The organism is Hymenobacter polaris, from assembly GCF_012927305.1.
GTDB lineage: Bacteria > Bacteroidota > Bacteroidia > Cytophagales > Hymenobacteraceae > Hymenobacter > Hymenobacter polaris.
The window spans coordinates 1226431-1241944 of the sequence record NZ_JABBGH010000001.1; the positions used below are offsets into that span (position 1 = coordinate 1226431).

Consider the following 15514-nt stretch of genomic DNA (forward strand, 5'->3'; position numbering starts at 1 on the left):
GGCTAAGGAGGGGAATCGACTGGCTGGCGCTGCCTCGCGCCACTTGAGTTAGCTAGTTGCGGGCCAGGCGCAGCACCTGGCGGAACGCGGCCCCGTCGGCCTGCGGGCCCGTTATGAGCACCGTGTACAGGCCCGGCGCCAGGCCGGCCAGGTCGAGCAGCTGGGGCTGGCCGCCCGCCAGCTCCTGGGCTTGCACCGGGGCGCCGGTGGCGTTCAGCACCTGCACCCGGTAGCTGGCCGTGGCGGGCAGGGCGCTTAGGTCGAGGGTGGTGCTGGCCTGGGCGGGGTTAGGGTAAAGGCTGGCCTGGCTTACGCGCCCCGCTGCGAAGCTCAGGGTCCGCACCGGCGAATACACGGCGGCCCCGTCGGTATCTACTTGCTTGAGGCGGTAGTACACCGCGCCCCCGGTGGCCGGCAGCTCCAGGGCCTGGTCGGCAAAGGTGTAGCTGGTGCTACCGGCCTTATTGCCCTGCCCGGCTACACGGCCAATGGCGGCAAACGTGCTGCCGTCGAGGCTACGCTCTACTTCAAAATACGCGTTGTTCAGCTCCGAGGCCGTCGTCCAGGCCAGCTGGGCGGCGTGGCTGCCCGCCGCCTGGGCCGTGAAGGCGGTGAGCTGCACCGGCAGCGGCGCGGCAAAGGTGGCAGTGGCGCTGGCCGTGCGCTCCGACACGCTGATTATCCAGCCGTCGCCGATAAACGTGTTGGCAGTGGTGCCGTGCACGGTGCCGCCGGCCGCGGCCGGGCGCAGGTACAGCCGGAACACCAGCGTAGTAATGCCGGCGCTGGGGGTCGTAACCAGTATCGAGCCGCTGGCCGCCCCGCTCCCCGTGCCGCCATCGGGCGCGGTGGCGCTGTTCAGAATCTGGGTGTTGGTGATGCTCAGCTCGGTCGAGCCGCTGAGCTTGGAGAGCGTTACGCCGGCAGTTTGCAGGTCCAGCTCGGTGGTGAAGCCCGTTTTAACGCCGCCAGTGGTGAAGGAGCCGCCCAGCCCGGTAAGGTGCAGCACCGGGTTTACCAGCGCCTTGCTGAAGGTAATCGTCAAGTCGGCGAATTGGTAGCGGGCCGTATTGGCCGGGATAGTGGCGGGCAGCGGCTCGACCGAAGTAATGATTTCGGTGCCGCTGTTGGCGGCCACGTCGATACCGCCGGTTACGCCGCTGGTGGAGGTGTAGTTGCCGTTGCTAGAGCTGCCGATGGCGTTGAGCAGCGGAAACAGGGCCAGCGCCGGCACCGTACCGCTGGTAGTGCTGAGCCCGCCCCCAAACGCAACCCCCGTGCCGGTAGCGATGCGGTTGGTGGGCAGCGAGTACTGCTGGTTGCTGAGCGCAAACGTGGTGGTGACGGCCGGCGTGTAGGCCGTCATATCGTTGGTGGTGGGATTGGTAGCGTTGTTTTGGAAGGTGATAACCTGGTTGGCTACCGAGGGGCCGTTGGTGGTGGGGTTGCCAGCGCCGGGGGCAAATTCCAGGGTGGGCGTTTGGGCCAGGGCGGCGGTGCTGCCTAGGGTGCTTAGCAAGTAGATAAAGGTGCGTAGCGAGGGCGTCATAACGGGGGCGGAAGCGGTAAGCTTCCCATAAAAGGGCGAGTAAATTTGTAGGATTATTTAAAGTCAGGCGCCCGCCGGTTGGCAGCTTTAACGGCGCGGGCGGTTGTTTTTGGCAGACAGCTCGGGGCTTGTTCCCCGCTTACTGATTACCCTACAAAGGTAGATTTAGCCCTAGGAGCCCCGTTTTTTACTCGTTCAACCGGCCCGCTTCTCGCACCAAACCCTACTTTTCCTAAGCGAAAGTTGAGTAGTATTAAACCTGGCTAGCCTCGACCATACCAACAGGGCCGGCGCGGCCACACGCACAAAAGCCGCCGGGGCCTTCCCAAGAGGGAAAGCCCCGGCGGCTTCAATTTGCCCGCTGGGCGGCGCGGCTAGTGGGCGCTACCCGCGCCGGGGCCGCAGCGCCAGGTAGTCGAGGTAGTAGAGTATCTTGATGGACACGTTGTTGTTGTGGGGCGTATTGGCCACGTTGGTCAGGTTGTCGAAATAGAGCGGGGTGGCCTCGTTGCCGAGCAGCGAGGTGGCGCTGGCGTTTTTCCACACCAGGCTCACCTGCGAGCCGGGCGCAAACCACCACACCAGCGAGGCGTCCACGTTGAAGGCGTTAAAGCTGGTGTCGTGGTTGCGGTCGTAGCCGGGCAGCGTCTCCTCCTGGCCGCCGGGGTGCAGCCGCGCGAAGGCCCAGTAGTGCACCGTGCTCACGTAGTGGCGCACGCGCATGGTGAAGGACAGCCGGTTGGTGAAGGTGTAGTTGGTGGTGAGCGTGTTGGTGAAGGTGCTCACGTTGCGCCGGCCCAGCAGCACGTCGGGTCCCAGCAGGGCGCTGTACTGCTGGTCGATGGGCTGGCTCAGGTCGAAGCCGTCGTTGACGTAGCCCACCTGGTTCACCTTCAAGCTGTAGTCGAAGGTGTAGCGGAAGTTCAGGCGGTCGTTCACGCGGTAGCGCGGGCTTAGCGTGAGGCCGAAGCCGTAGCGCCGGGGCCGGCCCGCCACTTCGGGCCGCCCGTCGAGGGCGTAGCGGCGGATGCCGGCGTTCGCGTCGTAGGCCAGCTTCTTGCGGTAGTCGCTCGATACGAAAGCCCCCAGGTTGGCGCTGGTGGGCACCTGCACGTAGTAGGTGCCTAGGGGGTAGGTGCGCGGCTCGTAGTAGTCGTGCTTCGCCCAGTCGAGGTTGGCATTGAAGCCGGCCGTAATAAAGCTTTTGGTGAAGGTGGTGTTGGCCTGGCTATAGATACCCGCGTCCTGGTACATCAGGGGCCGAAACAGCAGCGACTGGTAGACGCCTAGGCTGGTGTAGAGGTTGTTAACCTTCCAGAAGGGCTGGTACTTGTTGTAGTTGACGGTGGCCGACTGGCTGATGTTGTTGTTGCCGAACAGGATGCCCAGGTCGTTGGGGTTATAGGTATCCGACTCGATGCCGTGGTCCACGGTCCAGAGCCAGTTGCCCGAAATCTTGCCCGCGTTCACGTAGTACTTGTAGCCGTTCTGGTCGTCGATGGGCGTTTCCGAGTTTAGCCCCACCCCGCGCCGGCGCGAGTAATTGGCTTGCCCGCGCACGGCGTACTCGTTCTTCTTGTCGGCAAACTTGAACAGGCCGGCCGTCACGTTGGCGTCGTAGGCCCGGCCGGCGCGCGTCACGTTGGTGTTGATGAGCGACACGTAGGAGTTGTGGGGCAGGCTTTGGTCGAGCACCACAATGTTGTAGTTGGTCAGCGGCTGGGTCAGAATCTCGCGCTGCTGGCCGCTGGCCGAGTCTTGCACCGTGGCGTACATGCTGGCCGACACGGCGTTAAACACCCCCACGCCCAGCCCCTTGCTGGTGCGGCCCGATACCTTGGTAGCGTTGTAGAGGCGCGCCACGCCGGGATTCTGCACGATGAACTCCCTAGGACCCAGCAGGCCCGGCACGTCGCCAAAGCCCAGGGGTTGGGCCCCCACCCGGCGCGAGTAAAAGAGGTTGCCCTTGTTGAACAGCTCGGTGCCTTCGGTGAAGAAGGTACGGTTTTCCTGGTACTGCACCTCAAAGGGCGAGAGGTTAAGCACCTGGTTATCACTGATAGTCTGGCCGAAGTCGGGCACCAGGGTGGCGTCGAGCGTGAAGCTCTCGTTGATGCCCCACTTCAAGTCGGCCCCGCCGTTGAAGCTGGCGCTGGCGTTGCGCTTGCCCTCCAGGTTATAGGGGTAGTGGTTGACGTAGGCACTCACGTAGGGCGTGAGCGAGAGGCGCAGCGGCGGGTGCAGGTCGCGCAGCTCGGTCAGCTCGCCCCACTGGTTCACGAAGCCATCGACCTGGGGCTTCACCTCGTTCCAGAAAAACTGCTGGTTGCTGGCCTTGCGCTGGCGCATCAGGTTGAGGCCCCAGGTTTGCACCGGCGTAGCCGCGAAGCGGATAGCCGAATACGGAATGCGAATTTCCACGCTCCAGCCCTTGCCGTCGGGCAGCAGCGCCACCCGGCTTTCCCACACCGCGTTCCACGAGTCGTCCTCGCCGTTGGCCGGCGAATAGCGCGCATCGAACTGCACGCCGGTGCTCAGCACGATGAAGCCGTAGCCATTGAGGTGGTCGCGGTAGGGGTCGAGGAAGATGCCAAAAAAGTCGGTATTGCCTATGCCGTCGCGCTGGGTCAGCTCGCGCCGGATGCTGTCGGGGCTGGCCTCGTGCAGCACCGCACCCACGTAAATAGCCGCGTCATCGTAGAGGATGCGAGCCTCGGTGGGCAGGCGCTCGGGCCGGCCGGGCTTGGGCCGCTGCTCGATGAAGTGGCTGGCCACCGGCGCCGTGGCCCAGGCCGCGTCGTCGAGCACGCCGTCGAGCTTGATAGGCGTGGCCGTGCGGGTAGCCGCCAGCTGCCGCTTGGAAGGCAGGGCAGGCGCAGCCAGGGCCTTGGCATCCGCTTTGGCGGTAGCCGGGGCCGACTGCCCTAGGGATACGTGGGCGCAAAAGCTAGCGAGCCACAGGCTTAGCAGCCCGCACCGCAGCAGTACAGTAAACATGAAAAAGGGGTGAGTAACGGATTCAGCGAGCCATAGACTACGCCGCCTCGTGCGGCGTTGCCTGGCAGCTGCACCTTATTTTTTATTAACGCCCTTACACTTGTATATCAGCACCTTGCCAAGAGCACACAGTGGTGCTATGCAGCCACTAGGCTTGCCCCGCGCCCTTAGGGCCCGGCGGCAGTCAGCACCGCGCTGGCCCGTCGGCCGCGCCACGTGGGCAGTTGTTGTGCCGCTGGTTGCCGGCCAACGCTGAGTGGGGCCCAGCTCCGCTCCTACCAGCTTGCGCGCTGGCCCTGCGCCAGGCCTATCGCTGGCGAAAAAATACGTCGCCGCTGATGCTGCTCAGCGATACCAGGGGGCCGCCCTCGGCGCGGCCGGTGTGCCCGCGCAGGCTGTAGCCCACGTAGCGCCGCTCCCGGCGGTTGCTAAAGGTCACGGCCGAGTCGGCGTACACCTCGCCGGTCAGGCTTTTCAGGGTCAGCTCGGCCTCGCGGGTGGGCGGCCAGCTGGCGTCCACGTTGCCGCTAATGGACTCGGCGCTCACCGGAGCGCGGCCGGGCAGGCCCGTGAGGCGAATATCGCCGCTGATGGCGCGGGCCTGCACCGGCCCGCTCAGCCCCGCCAGCTGCAAGCGCCCGCTGATGGACTTCACGGTCACGGCCCCGGTCAAATCCTGCGCGTCAATATCGCCGCTGACGGTGCGCAGGGTCAGGGGCGTGGCGGCGGGCAGGGTTATCTCGTAGTCGATGCGCAGGGCGTTGTCGCCGTCGGTATGGCGGCCGTCGTTGCCGTCGCGCCAGCTGTGCTTCCAGTAGCGGGCTATCTGCTCCTTGTCCAGCTTTTCTTCCACTTGCACCTCCGTGCTGGTGGTCGTCACGGCCAGGTCGTAGGTCTGGTCCAGGTCGTGGTCGGCAATGGTCACCTGGGCCTTGACGGTCAGCTCCTTGCCGGTGCCCGGCCGCACCCGAATCTGGTGGGCGTACTTCAGCTCCAGCGCCACGGCTTGGCCGGCCGCCAGGGGGGCGGTTTGGGTCACGAGGCGCTGGGCCTGGGCTAGCTGGGCGGCGCCTAGGGCAGGTAGCAGCAGGAAAGTCAGCAAGAGGCTTTTCATAGCAAAAGGGTCGTCAATAGAAGTTGAAAAACGATTTAGCTGGGTCTTTTGGGTGGGGCGGGCCCTAGGGGTCCAGGCCTCCCCTATCCCTATCTACTTTACCGGCCGGAAAAACACGTTGCCGCTCACCGATTGCAACTGCACTTGCGGGCCGGGGCCGGTGCCGTAGCTGCCGTGCAGCTCGTAGCCCACGCGGCTGTCGGGCCGCAGGTTGCTGAAGGTCACGGCCGGGTCAGTATACACTTCGCCCGAGGTGCTTTTAAGCGTGAGCGTCGCGGCGCGGCCGGCGGGCCAGCTGGCTTTCACATCGCCGCTCACGCTGCTGGCTTGCACCGACTGGCTGGCTAGCTGCCCGAGGGTCACGTCGCCGCTCACGCTGCGCGCCGTGACGGGGCCGCTGAGCTGCGCCAGCTCCACGTTGCCGCTGGTGCTGCGCGCCCGCACCGGGCCCGCCAGCTGGCGCAGGGCCAGGTTGCCGCTCACGCTCTCGGCCGCCACCTCGCCGCTCAGGCTGGCCACGTCCACGTCGCCGCTTATCGTGCTCACGCTCAAGGCAGTGCCGGCGGGCAGGGTCACGTCGTAGTCGATGAGGGCGCAGTAGCTGTAACGGTGGCCATCGCGCGAGCCGTTGTTGGTGCTGCCGTCGCAAGGGCCGCGGAAGTTGCTGTCGCGCAGCTTGTCCTCGTCAAGCTTTTCGACTACGCGCACCTCATCACCCGTTTGGTCGAGGTCGAGGCGGTAGGCGTCGTTGAGCTGGTTGTCGTTGATGCGCACCTGGGCCCGCACCAGCAGGCCCGGCCCGCTGCCCGGCCGCACCCGAATGTGGCGGCCAAACTTCAGGCGCAGCGTCACGCGCTGGCCGGGGCCTAGGGCGGCCGTTTGCGTGACTAGGCGCTGGGCGCGGGCGGGGGCTAGGGCAGCCAGCAGCAACCCCGCGGCGAGTAGAAAACGAGTCATGGGCAGCAGCGAAAAAGGGGTTTGAAAAAGGGGGCTGGCTAGGAAATGAGCGGGCCGGAGCTACTTGGTTTTGCGCACGAAAATGTCGCCGCTCACCGACCGGAGCGAGAAGGTGGTGCCGCCGCCGTTGGCGCGGCCCTCCACCGTTTGGCCGCCCACGTGGTGCAGGTTGCCGCCTAGCAAATTCAAGTCGAAATCGGTGTAGATTTCACCCGAGATGGAGCGCATGGACAGGCTTACTTTGGCGGCGGCCGGCAAACTCACGTCCACATCGCCACTCACCGAGGTGATGGCGCAGGGCTGGTCGGGCACGCCGTTAAACTGCACCTTCACGTCGCCGCTTACCGTGTTGGCCACCACCGGGCCGCTCATGTTGAGCAGGCGCAAATCGCCCGAATTTAAACTCACTTCCAGGCGGCCCGCCAGGTTGCGCACCGTCAAGTCACTCGACAAATTCCACTGGTTGCGGGTGAACGCCACATTGGTTTGGCGCGGCACGTGCACCGTGTAGTGGCCATCACCGTTGCTCGTGCTCACAATGCGCAGGGTGTTGTTGCCATCCGGCGTCACGCTCAGCCCTAGGCGGGTGTTATCGCCCCCGCTGGCGTAAACGGGCTTCAGACCACTAGCCAGCGAGGGCGGCGGCGCATAGTGGTAGCCGCTGGCCGTAATAAGCAGCTCGTCGCCATCGTAGCCTTCCACCGTCACGTCGCCCTGGCGCATGTCGAGCACCACCTTGCGGTCCTGGGTGCCGGCAAATTTCATCTTAAACTCCTGGGCGTGCAGCCCGAGGGGCAGCAACCACGCCAGCAGTAACAAATGCTTGGTATTCATAAAGATAAATTGAAAAAAGCGGAGAGAAAAATGGCCTGTTAGCGGAGCCTAGCCCCGCGCCGGGGGCCTAGGCCCGGCTGCGCCCCTACTGCCCAGCGTGCACCCTAGGCCGGTAGGTTAGCGATTGATGGTTAACAAAAACATATAAGTAAGTAGCGAATAATCACTAGATTAACTGACCTAGGCCGCTGGCGGCTTGCTGGCGCACGGCGGGCAGGGCCTGGGGCTGCTGCGAGAGCTGCTGCAGCTCGGGCACGGCGCGCTTTTCGCGCAGCGTCACCAGGGCGTCGATGAGGGTAATCTGCACGTTGGGGTCGGTTTGCAGGGGCAGGGCCTCTACTAGGGCGGGGCCCACGCGGGGGTCGGCGCGCAGGCGCACCAGGGCCTCGCAGGCCGCCAGGCGCACGTTGGGGTTGGGGTCGGTGTCGAGGGTGTGGATGAGGGTGAGCACGGCCGGGTCGCCGGGCTCGGTTACCAGGGCCGGGGCCTCGCTCACCAGGGCCAGGCGCTCGCTGGCCGAGGCTGGCTGCTGCCGGGCAGCAGCCAGCTGCACGCTCAGGGTGGGTTGGCGGGTGCCGGGGCTGGCGGCCGGGGCCTGCGCCACGGTGGGGCCGGCGCCGCTGCCGCGCAGCAGCAGCCCCAGCACCGTGCCCAGGGCCACCAGCGCCACGCTGGCCGCCACGCGCAGCCAGGTGAAGGTGTCGCGCTTTTTACTGGCTACTTCCAGCGAGTCATCAGTGCTTTGCAAGGTTTGGCCGCCGCGCTGCGCGGTCAGGCCACCGCCCAGGCCGCTGGGCGAAGCTGCCGCCAGCTTCGCCTTTTCCTCGTTCAGCATGGCTAGGAAATTATCGCGCAGCTCCAGGGGCGGCACCTCGGCCGGCAGGGCATCCAGGTCCTGAAACAGCTGGCGCAGCTCAACCAGCTCCTGCTGGCAGGCGGGGCAGGCGGGCAGGTGGGCCGCCAGGTGCGTGGCCTCGGGCGGCAGCGGGCGTCCCTCGGCCAGCTCGGGCAGCCAGGGCCGCAGCTCGGCGCAGGGCGGGCTAGGGTGAGTAGGCTTAGTGGAAAGGCTCATTGATAATTGTCGATTGCTGATTGATAATTGGCTACTTAGCTCAGGTAAATCTTACGTAGCGCGTCCAGCGCCCGGTGGGCTTTTACGCGGGCCGCGCCGGCGGTGCAGCCCAGCTGCTCGCCTATCTCGGCGTAGTCGAAGCCCTGGAAGCGGTGCAGCACCAGCACCTCGCGCTGGGCGGCGGGCAGCAGGGCCAGGGCTTCTTGCAGGGCCTGCTGCTCGTCGTGGCGGGTGCGGCTGGCCTGGGCCTGGCGGCCGTGGGCGGCGGTTTTCTCCACTTCCTCCAGGTCGGCGGTGGGGCGCTGGCGCTGGTAGTGGTCGGCCCACACGTGGCGGGCCAGCTGGTATACCCAGGCCCGAAACGGCTGGCCCGGCTGGTAGCTGGCGCGGTAGCGCAGCACCCGCATAAACACGTTCTGGGTCAAATCCTGGGCCAGGTCACGGTCGCCGTTGGCCAGCCGGGCCAAAAAGCCATACAGCGGCCCCTGGTAGCGCTCAAACAAGCCGGTGAGGCAATCCAGCTCGCCGTCGCGCACCCGCTCCATCAGGGCTTCGTCGCTGAGTTGGGTGGCGGTGGCGGGCATAGAAGCAGCGGCAGAAAGGTCAGGTAGCGGGGGGTTTGCTGGGAGTACCGACGGGGCGGCCATACGTTACAGCGGGAGAAGAAATTTGTGGTAAAAAAAAGGCCAGCCGCTTGCGCGGCTGGCCCCTGAGCGCCAGCTATCAGTCTAAAATGCTGACTGCTAACCAACTATTCGATACTCTTCAATGCCTGAGCAAACTCGTCCTCATTCACTTCCGGGCTGAGCTGCTTGGTTTGCTGGTCGAAGCGCTGCGGCATGCCGCCGATAATTTGCTGAATAACCCCGCTGCGATTGACAAACACGCTCAGGGGGTAGTTCTGGGTGAACTGGGCGCAGTACGCCGCAGCATCGGGTAGGTGCTGCCAGGTGAAGGACTGCTTTTGTAAAAAGGCTTGCACCTGACGGGCGGGCTCGTAGGTGAGGGCCAGGAACGCCACGTCAGGGTGCTGCTGCCGGAAGCGATTGAGCGCCGGAATCTCGGCCAGGCAGGGCGCGCAGGTGGTAAACCAGAGGTTGAGCACCACCGGCCGGCCGCGCAGGCTGGCCGCCGTCACGGGTTGCCCGGCCAGGTTGCGCAGGGCAAAATCGGGCAGGGGCTTGCCCACCAGGGCTTGGTAGCGCTGCTCGTTGGTGCGCACTGTGGCCGTGCTGGCGCGCAGGGTGTAGGTGTACAGCAGCGTGTCGTGGCGCTGCTCTTGCCCGGTTATCTTGCTTTCCAGCAGCATCCCTAGGGAGGCCAGCTTAACCGAGCGAGCCCGCACCACCGAGTCGAGCTGGGCGGCCGAGTACAGCGGCTTGCCGGGCCCGTTGCGGTAGCGCACCACTTGGGCGTGAGCGTGCTGCCCCCACCCTAGGGCCAGTAGCCAGCCCCCCAGCAGCCAGCGGGTAGCGGAGGAGTGGCGCGGGAAGAGTGCGGGCAGCAGCGGCATGGCAGCTAGTTTTCGTTGATGGTGATGCTGACCGTGCGGCGCCCCTTGCCCTGGCTGCTGGCGGGCAGCTGGTACAAGCGGCGGTATTTTTCGGCTTGGGCAGCGGTCAGCACCTTACCATTTACCCGCAGCTCCTTTTCATTTAGTTGAAAAGTAAAGCTGCGTTCGTCTTTACCCAGTAGCCCGTCGCGGCGCAGTTCCTCGCGCAGTTCCTGGGTGGTGGGGCCGGTGGGCGGGGTAGGCGGCGCGGGCAAGGCGGGGCCGGCTAGCCCCGGCGCCCCTAGGGGCAGCACGGGCGCCAGCGGCGGCTGCGGCGGGTGGGGCACCGCTACCCGGCCCCGGCCCGTAGCGCCGGCCCCATCCAGGGCGCGCAGCTCGGCCTCGGCCGAGGCAATGCGGGCTTCGAGCTGGGCGCGGCGCGCGGCGGTGCGGTCGACCCCGGTACGGGCGCCTACCCCCCCATTGAAGCGCGCGCGGGCCTCGGCCAGGGCTTGGCGGGCGTCGGCTTGCGCCTGGCGGGCGTCGCTTTCCGCCTGGCGCATATCGGCCTGGGCCTCGCGCTGCTGCGCCTGCATGTCGCGCTGGTACTGCTGCATCTCGCGCTGGTAGTCGGCCATTTCGCGCTGGTACTGCTGCATCTCGCGCTGGGTTTGTGCCAGGTCGGCCGGGCTGCCTAGGGCGTTGGGAAAGCTAAAGGTCATTCCTCGCTGCAAGGCCTGGCCGTCCAGGTTGAGGCGCAGCTGCTGCCGGTCGGGCGTGAGGCGCTTCAGGCCCTTGGTGCGGCTGTCGAGGCGGTAGGTGAGCGGGCCAGTTGGGCGGCTGCCTTCGTCGAGGCTGCGCTGGGCCTGCTCGATGGCGCGGCGCTGCTCGGGGGTTAGGTCGGGGTTGCGCAGCGACTTGGCCAGGCCAGCGCGGGCTTTACTCAGGGCTTTGTCTTGGGTGGCCTGCTCCTCCTCGGGCGAGAAGCGGAAGCGGAAGGAGTCGGGGTTCACCGTCAGGCCCCGCAGGTCAACGGTGCCCCACCCGGCCTGGGCGCGGGCCGGGCCGCTGCTCCAGCCGCGGTTGAGAGGCTGCGCGTTGCTCCAGCCGCGATTCAGGGAGCGCGCGTCGCCCCAACCCGCAGACCCGGCATTGGGCTCGATAATCTCGACGGTGCTGGTGGTTTTGCCGTGCTTGACTTTCTTGCCGGTTTCGCCGGTGGCTACGGGCTGGCCGTCCACGGTCAGACTCACTACGCGGCCCTTCTTGTCTTTCTCAAGTACAATGCGGCGGGCCGGGCGGCGAGGCGGCGCCTGGGCAGCCCACCCCCGCAGGGGCACCGGGGGCACGGGCGGCATCGCCAGCGGCGCAGCCGGCTCCGCTGGTACCGCGCTCGCATCAGGCTCGGCCGGGGCCGCCGGAGCCGGTGGGGCCGCCGGGGCAGCGATGGCCGGCGGCGCTGGCGGCGCGGGGCGGCGCGTGGTATCGGCGGGGGCGGTTTGCCAAGGTAGCCGGGCGGCGCTTTTGGAAAGCGGAGCGGCTATGGCCAGCCCGGTGCCCAGGCCCGCCACGCCCAGTAGGCACAGCACCCCCGCTAGCAGGCCTTCGGTGAGGGTAGGCGCCTGGGGGCGGCCTAGGGCCAGCCGGCGCACGCGGGCCAGTAGCGAGCCGCGGCCCCCTACCCCGGCGGCGGCCAGGGCTAGGCGCGGGGCCGGGGCAGCGGCCACCTCTAGTTCGGCCAAGGCCGCCAGGGCGCGGGCCACCCGCAGGGCATCGCCGCCGCAGAGGGCCGCCGCCTGGTCGTCGCAGCAGTTTTCGCGCTCGGCGCGCAGGCAGCCGGCCATAAACCACACCGCCGGGTGGTAAAAGAACACGGCTTCGGTGGCCGCCAGGGCCAGGTTAAGCACGTAGTCGCGGCGCACGATGTGGGCCAGCTCGTGGGCCAGCAGGGCTTCGAGCAGCGCCGGGGGCAGGCCCGCCACCGCCCCCAGGGGCAGCAAGATGGCCGGGCGCAGGTAGCCCAGCACCAGCGGCCCGCGCACCCGCCCCGACTCGAGCAGGGCCACCGGGCGGCGCAAGCCGGCGCGGGCGGCCAGCTCCGCCAGGCGATGCTGCCACTCGGCCCCGAGGGACTGGGTGCCCGCCCGACGCAGGCGGCCGGCGTACAGCAAGCCCCCCGCCAGGCGGCCGCTCATCAGCAGCAGCCCCAGCAGCCAAGCCGTTACCAGCAGCGGTAGGTAGGGCTCGGCCCAGCGGGCCAGCAACGGCAGCAGGTCGGTGGTAGGAGCCGGGGCGTGCGCTTGTATAGCCATGATGCGCTCCATCACCACTTGCTCGCGCAGCGAGTGCGCCGCTGGAGCCACCACCAGGGACGCCGCCGCGCCTTGGCTATAGTAGTAGCCGAAGGTGCCGCCCACGGCCAGCAGCAACCCTGCAATGGCCGCCGCGCTGGCCGCGTAGCGCACTTCGGGGCGGTGGCGGCGCAGCAGCGGCAGGGCGGCGGCCAGCAGGCCGGCCAGCACCGCTCCCTGCCACAGCGAGTGCAGCAGGGCATAGCCCAGCGCCCGCACCAGCGCGGGCGATAACCAGTTCTCAAGCACTTGGAGCGTTGTCATCGGCTTTTGCAGGGGTGGCGGGGGTGGGAGCGGTGGCGTTTTGGATTTCGATGTCGTTGAGCAGGCGCCGAATCTGGGCCAGCTCGTCGGGCGAAGTGCGGCGGTGCCCGAGCGCCTGCAGCACCAGCTTCAGGGCCGAGCCGCCGAAAGTGGCTTCCACGAAGCGGTCGAGCAGCAGGCCCTGGGTGTCGTGCTCGCGCACGGCGGCGCGGTACACGTGGCTGCGGCCTTCGTCGTCGCGCTGCACCAGCCCCTTTTCCAGCATCAGTTGCATGATTTTGAGGGTGGTGGTGTAGCCGATTTCGCGGCGCTCGCTGAGCTGCTCGTTCACGAGGCGCACGGTGGCGGGGCCGTGCTGCCAGAGTACCTGTAGTATTTCCAGCTCGGCGTCGGTGGGCTTTGGGGGCGGCTTGGGCATGGGCGGAGGCAAAAAAGTTTCCTACGAACTATTTCGTATCCAAAGATTATACGATGAGCTTCGTAGTTAAAAACTAAACCTACGAAATTTCTCGTATAATAATGCAACAAGCTGATTATAAGACTTAAAATTTTTACTTCTCCACCAAAGGCTACTTACTCCTTACAAACGGCCTAGACTATTAGGCGCGCCAAAAGCCCGTCTGTCATGCTGAGCCTGTCGAAGCATCTCTACCGAACAATGCGGCGTGTTAGAGATGCTTCGACAAGCTCAGCATGACAGACGGGCTTTTGGCGCATCCCAGCCCAACCCCTATGCCCCTCGCCTACTCGTCGGCCTGGCCGTTGGCCTCGGTACCCTCGCCTAGCAGCCGGGGCTGGAAGTTGAGCAGAAACAGCCGCTCCGAGGCCCGCGTGATGGCCGTGTAAAGCCAGCGAGCAAACTCGCCCCCTAGGGGCTCCTCGGGCTTGAGGTAGCCGTGGTCGACAAATACGGCCTGCCACTGGCCGCCCTGCGCCTTGTGGCAGGTGAGGGCGTAGGCAAACTTCACTTGCAGGGCGTTGAGGTAGGGGTCGCGACGCATTTCGGCGTTGCGCTCGCCCTTTTTGGTGATGTGGGCGTAGTCCTCGCCCACGGCCTGGTAGAGCTTCTCGTTCTGGTCGCGCGGCAGGGCGGGGCTCTCGGTGTGCAGCGTGTCGAGCAGCAGCTTCACTTCCAGCTCGGGCTCGTCGGGGTAATCTACCAGCCGCACCAGGGCCTGGGCGAAGCGGAAGCCGAACACTTCCTCGCGGCGGATAATCTTGCGAATCTGCAAAAAGTCGCCGTTGGCCAGAAAGCCCATTTCTGAGTTTTTAGGCACCCAGAAGTAGTTGTTGCGCACTACCATCAGGTAGTCGCCCCCTTGTATCTCGTCCTCGGCCTCGAACAGCACCTGCCGGATAAGCTGGTTGTACTGGTTGGCGTTGCGGTTCGAACGGCAGATAATAGTGGTGTTTTCGTGCCCGTAGTGGCGGTAGGCCCAGCGCAGGCCGTCCTCCAACTTGTCGCCGCCCATCTTAAAGATGTCCGGGAAGCCCTTGGTGTGCAAGTGAATGGCGGGCTCCTGCTGGCGCAACTCCTCGCGCAACTCGGTGGCATTCACCAAAATACCCGAGGCCTCGGCCTGGCGCATCACCTGGCGCAGCTCCACGCCCTCCACGCGGGCCCGGAAGCGCTCGGCCAGCAGCTGCGGGTCGAGGGCCGGGCTCAGCAGCTGGCCCACCGGCGGCAGCTGGGCCGTATCGCCGATGAGCAGCAGGCGGTTGGTGCTTTTCTCGAACACGTAGCCCATCAAATCGTCCAGCAGCCCGGTTTCGCCAAAGGCTTTTTCGTCCGATATCATCGAGGCCTCGTCCACGATATAGAGCATCTCCTCCACCCGATTGGGCTGGCGCTGGAAGCTCAGGCGCTCGGAAGGCGCGCCGCTGGTTTGGCGGTAAATCTTCTTGTGGATGGTGCTGGCTGGCACCCCGGCGTAGGCGCTCATCACCTTGGCGGCGCGGCCGGTGGGCGCCATCAGGGTGTACTTGCGCTGCATGCGGGCCAGCCACTGCACCAGGGCGCTGATGACGGTGGTTTTGCCGGTGCCCGCGTAGCCGCGCAGCACAAACACCTTGCGCCCTGGCAGCGGGTCGCGCAAGAAGGCGTCGAGCTGCGCAAATAGCTCCGCTTGGTCGCCGGTCGGCTCAAACGGAAAGTAGTCCCGCACGGACGGGAAGCGGGTTTTTAACACGGATTATCTTCGGTTGTATTCTTCTAATACGGGCTTAGCCTGGTAGTGAGCGCAAACCCTTTCCAGTTCCCGCTCAAATTGCGTAGTCATATCGCGCTGCCAATCCAGGATATAGCTCATTAAGCCATCTAGCTCATCAAAGTACGCGAAAAGTGTTTGCGTAGGAGAGCCTTCTACTGCCAGCCAACACCTCTGGTGCAACAAGCGATGCATAGCGTGAAGGGCTTTGTGCTCGTGAACAACCATCCCGGTAAATCAATTCGCCGGTGGGGCCTCCACTACGGCCATGGTAGCGGTGGCCTTGGCGATGAGCACCTCGTCGCACCACACCTCAGCCTCGCAGAAATGCAGACGGCGGCCGGCCTTGAGCACCCAGCCCACGGCCCGCAGCTGCGAGCCAATACCGGGATTTAAGTAGCTTACTTTCAATTCTACCGTCACCACGGGCGCCTGTACCAGGGCCACGCTGGCGAAGCCGGCCGCCAAGTCGGCCAGGGTAGCGATGAGGCCGCCGTGGGCGTAGCCCATTTGCTGCTGGTGCTGGGGCCCTAGGGGCAGGGTGGCTTCCACCCGGCCCGGCTCGATGCGGGTGAGGTCGGCCCCGATGAGGTGCATAAAGCCTTGGCGGGTAAGCCGTTCGCGAATACGGGCTTCGAGCTGGGCGTGGGTTTCGGCGGGCTGGTCGGTTGGCATAG

The 15514-nt window shown here is 65.9% G+C and carries 12 protein-coding genes; all 12 read right to left on the reverse strand.

The window, feature by feature from the left end; genetic code table 11:
- Window positions 1-52: 52 nt before the first annotated feature.
- Entirely contained in the window at window positions 53-1549 is a 1497-nt protein-coding gene (locus HHL22_RS05185) for a T9SS type A sorting domain-containing protein (RefSeq protein ID WP_169529881.1), read from the reverse strand.
- 384 nt (window positions 1550-1933) lie between these two features.
- Window positions 1934-4546, reverse strand: coding sequence for a DUF5916 domain-containing protein (locus tag HHL22_RS05190; protein WP_169529882.1), 2613 nt, complete (start codon window positions 4544-4546; stop codon window positions 1934-1936).
- 307 nt (window positions 4547-4853) lie between these two features.
- Window positions 4854-5660, reverse strand: a complete 807-nt coding sequence (locus HHL22_RS05195) for a DUF4097 family beta strand repeat-containing protein (RefSeq protein ID WP_169529883.1) — start codon at window positions 5658-5660, stop codon at window positions 4854-4856.
- A gap of 93 nt (window positions 5661-5753) precedes the next feature.
- Window positions 5754-6617, reverse strand: a complete 864-nt coding sequence (locus tag HHL22_RS05200; RefSeq protein ID WP_169529884.1) for a DUF4097 family beta strand repeat-containing protein — start codon at window positions 6615-6617, stop codon at window positions 5754-5756.
- Window positions 6618-6677: 60 nt separating this feature from the next.
- Window positions 6678-7451 carry a DUF4097 family beta strand repeat-containing protein gene (locus tag HHL22_RS05205; protein WP_169529885.1) on the reverse strand — a complete coding sequence of 258 codons (774 nt, stop codon included), beginning with the start codon at window positions 7449-7451 and terminating at the stop codon, window positions 6678-6680.
- Between the two features lie 166 nt (window positions 7452-7617).
- Window positions 7618-8523, reverse strand: a complete 906-nt coding sequence (locus HHL22_RS05210) for a HEAT repeat domain-containing protein (RefSeq protein ID WP_169529886.1) — start codon at window positions 8521-8523, stop codon at window positions 7618-7620.
- Window positions 8524-8558: 35 nt separating this feature from the next.
- Window positions 8559-9107 (reverse strand): RNA polymerase sigma factor, encoded by a 549-nt coding sequence (locus HHL22_RS05215; RefSeq protein ID WP_169529887.1) that lies wholly within the window; start codon window positions 9105-9107, stop codon window positions 8559-8561.
- A gap of 167 nt (window positions 9108-9274) precedes the next feature.
- Window positions 9275-10036 (reverse strand): TlpA family protein disulfide reductase, encoded by a 762-nt coding sequence (locus tag HHL22_RS05220; protein ID WP_169529888.1) that lies wholly within the window; start codon window positions 10034-10036, stop codon window positions 9275-9277.
- A gap of 5 nt (window positions 10037-10041) precedes the next feature.
- Window positions 10042-12630, reverse strand: coding sequence for a M56 family metallopeptidase (locus tag HHL22_RS05225; RefSeq protein ID WP_169529889.1), 2589 nt, complete (start codon window positions 12628-12630; stop codon window positions 10042-10044).
- Window positions 12608-13048: a BlaI/MecI/CopY family transcriptional regulator gene (locus tag HHL22_RS05230; RefSeq protein WP_169529890.1), complete on the reverse strand. Its 441-nt coding sequence runs from the start codon at window positions 13046-13048 to the stop codon at window positions 12608-12610. Before HHL22_RS05230 ends, HHL22_RS05225 begins: the two co-directional genes overlap by 23 nt.
- A 325-nt stretch (window positions 13049-13373) precedes the next feature.
- A complete protein-coding gene (locus HHL22_RS05235; protein WP_317172627.1) occupies window positions 13374-14795 on the reverse strand; it encodes an ATP-dependent DNA helicase in 1422 nt (473 codons plus the stop codon).
- A gap of 279 nt (window positions 14796-15074) precedes the next feature.
- On the reverse strand, window positions 15075-15512 hold the full coding sequence (locus HHL22_RS05240) for a PaaI family thioesterase (protein WP_169529892.1): 438 nt from the start codon (window positions 15510-15512) through the stop codon (window positions 15075-15077).
- Window positions 15513-15514 lie beyond the last annotated feature (2 nt).

What these genes read in the sequence shown, in the direction of transcription:
- HHL22_RS05205 (WP_169529885.1), bottom strand. Translation starts at nt 7,451, where the DNA reads ATGAATACCAAGCATTTGTTACTGCTGGCGTGGTTGCTGCCCCTCGGG.
- HHL22_RS05215 (WP_169529887.1), bottom strand. Translation starts at nt 9,107, where the DNA reads ATGCCCGCCACCGCCACCCAACTCAGCGACGAAGCCCTGATGGAGCGG.
- HHL22_RS05190 (WP_169529882.1), bottom strand. Translation starts at nt 4,546, where the DNA reads ATGTTTACTGTACTGCTGCGGTGCGGGCTGCTAAGCCTGTGGCTCGCT.
- HHL22_RS05185 (WP_169529881.1), bottom strand. Translation starts at nt 1,549, where the DNA reads ATGACGCCCTCGCTACGCACCTTTATCTACTTGCTAAGCACCCTAGGC.
- HHL22_RS05210 (WP_169529886.1), bottom strand. Translation starts at nt 8,523, where the DNA reads ATGAGCCTTTCCACTAAGCCTACTCACCCTAGCCCGCCCTGCGCCGAG.
- HHL22_RS05225 (WP_169529889.1), bottom strand. Translation starts at nt 12,630, where the DNA reads ATGACAACGCTCCAAGTGCTTGAGAACTGGTTATCGCCCGCGCTGGTG.
- HHL22_RS05230 (WP_169529890.1), bottom strand. Translation starts at nt 13,048, where the DNA reads ATGCCCAAGCCGCCCCCAAAGCCCACCGACGCCGAGCTGGAAATACTA.
- HHL22_RS05195 (WP_169529883.1), bottom strand. Translation starts at nt 5,660, where the DNA reads ATGAAAAGCCTCTTGCTGACTTTCCTGCTGCTACCTGCCCTAGGCGCC.
- HHL22_RS05240 (WP_169529892.1), bottom strand. Translation starts at nt 15,512, where the DNA reads ATGCCAACCGACCAGCCCGCCGAAACCCACGCCCAGCTCGAAGCCCGT.
- HHL22_RS05220 (WP_169529888.1), bottom strand. Translation starts at nt 10,036, where the DNA reads ATGCCGCTGCTGCCCGCACTCTTCCCGCGCCACTCCTCCGCTACCCGC.
- HHL22_RS05200 (WP_169529884.1), bottom strand. Translation starts at nt 6,617, where the DNA reads ATGACTCGTTTTCTACTCGCCGCGGGGTTGCTGCTGGCTGCCCTAGCC.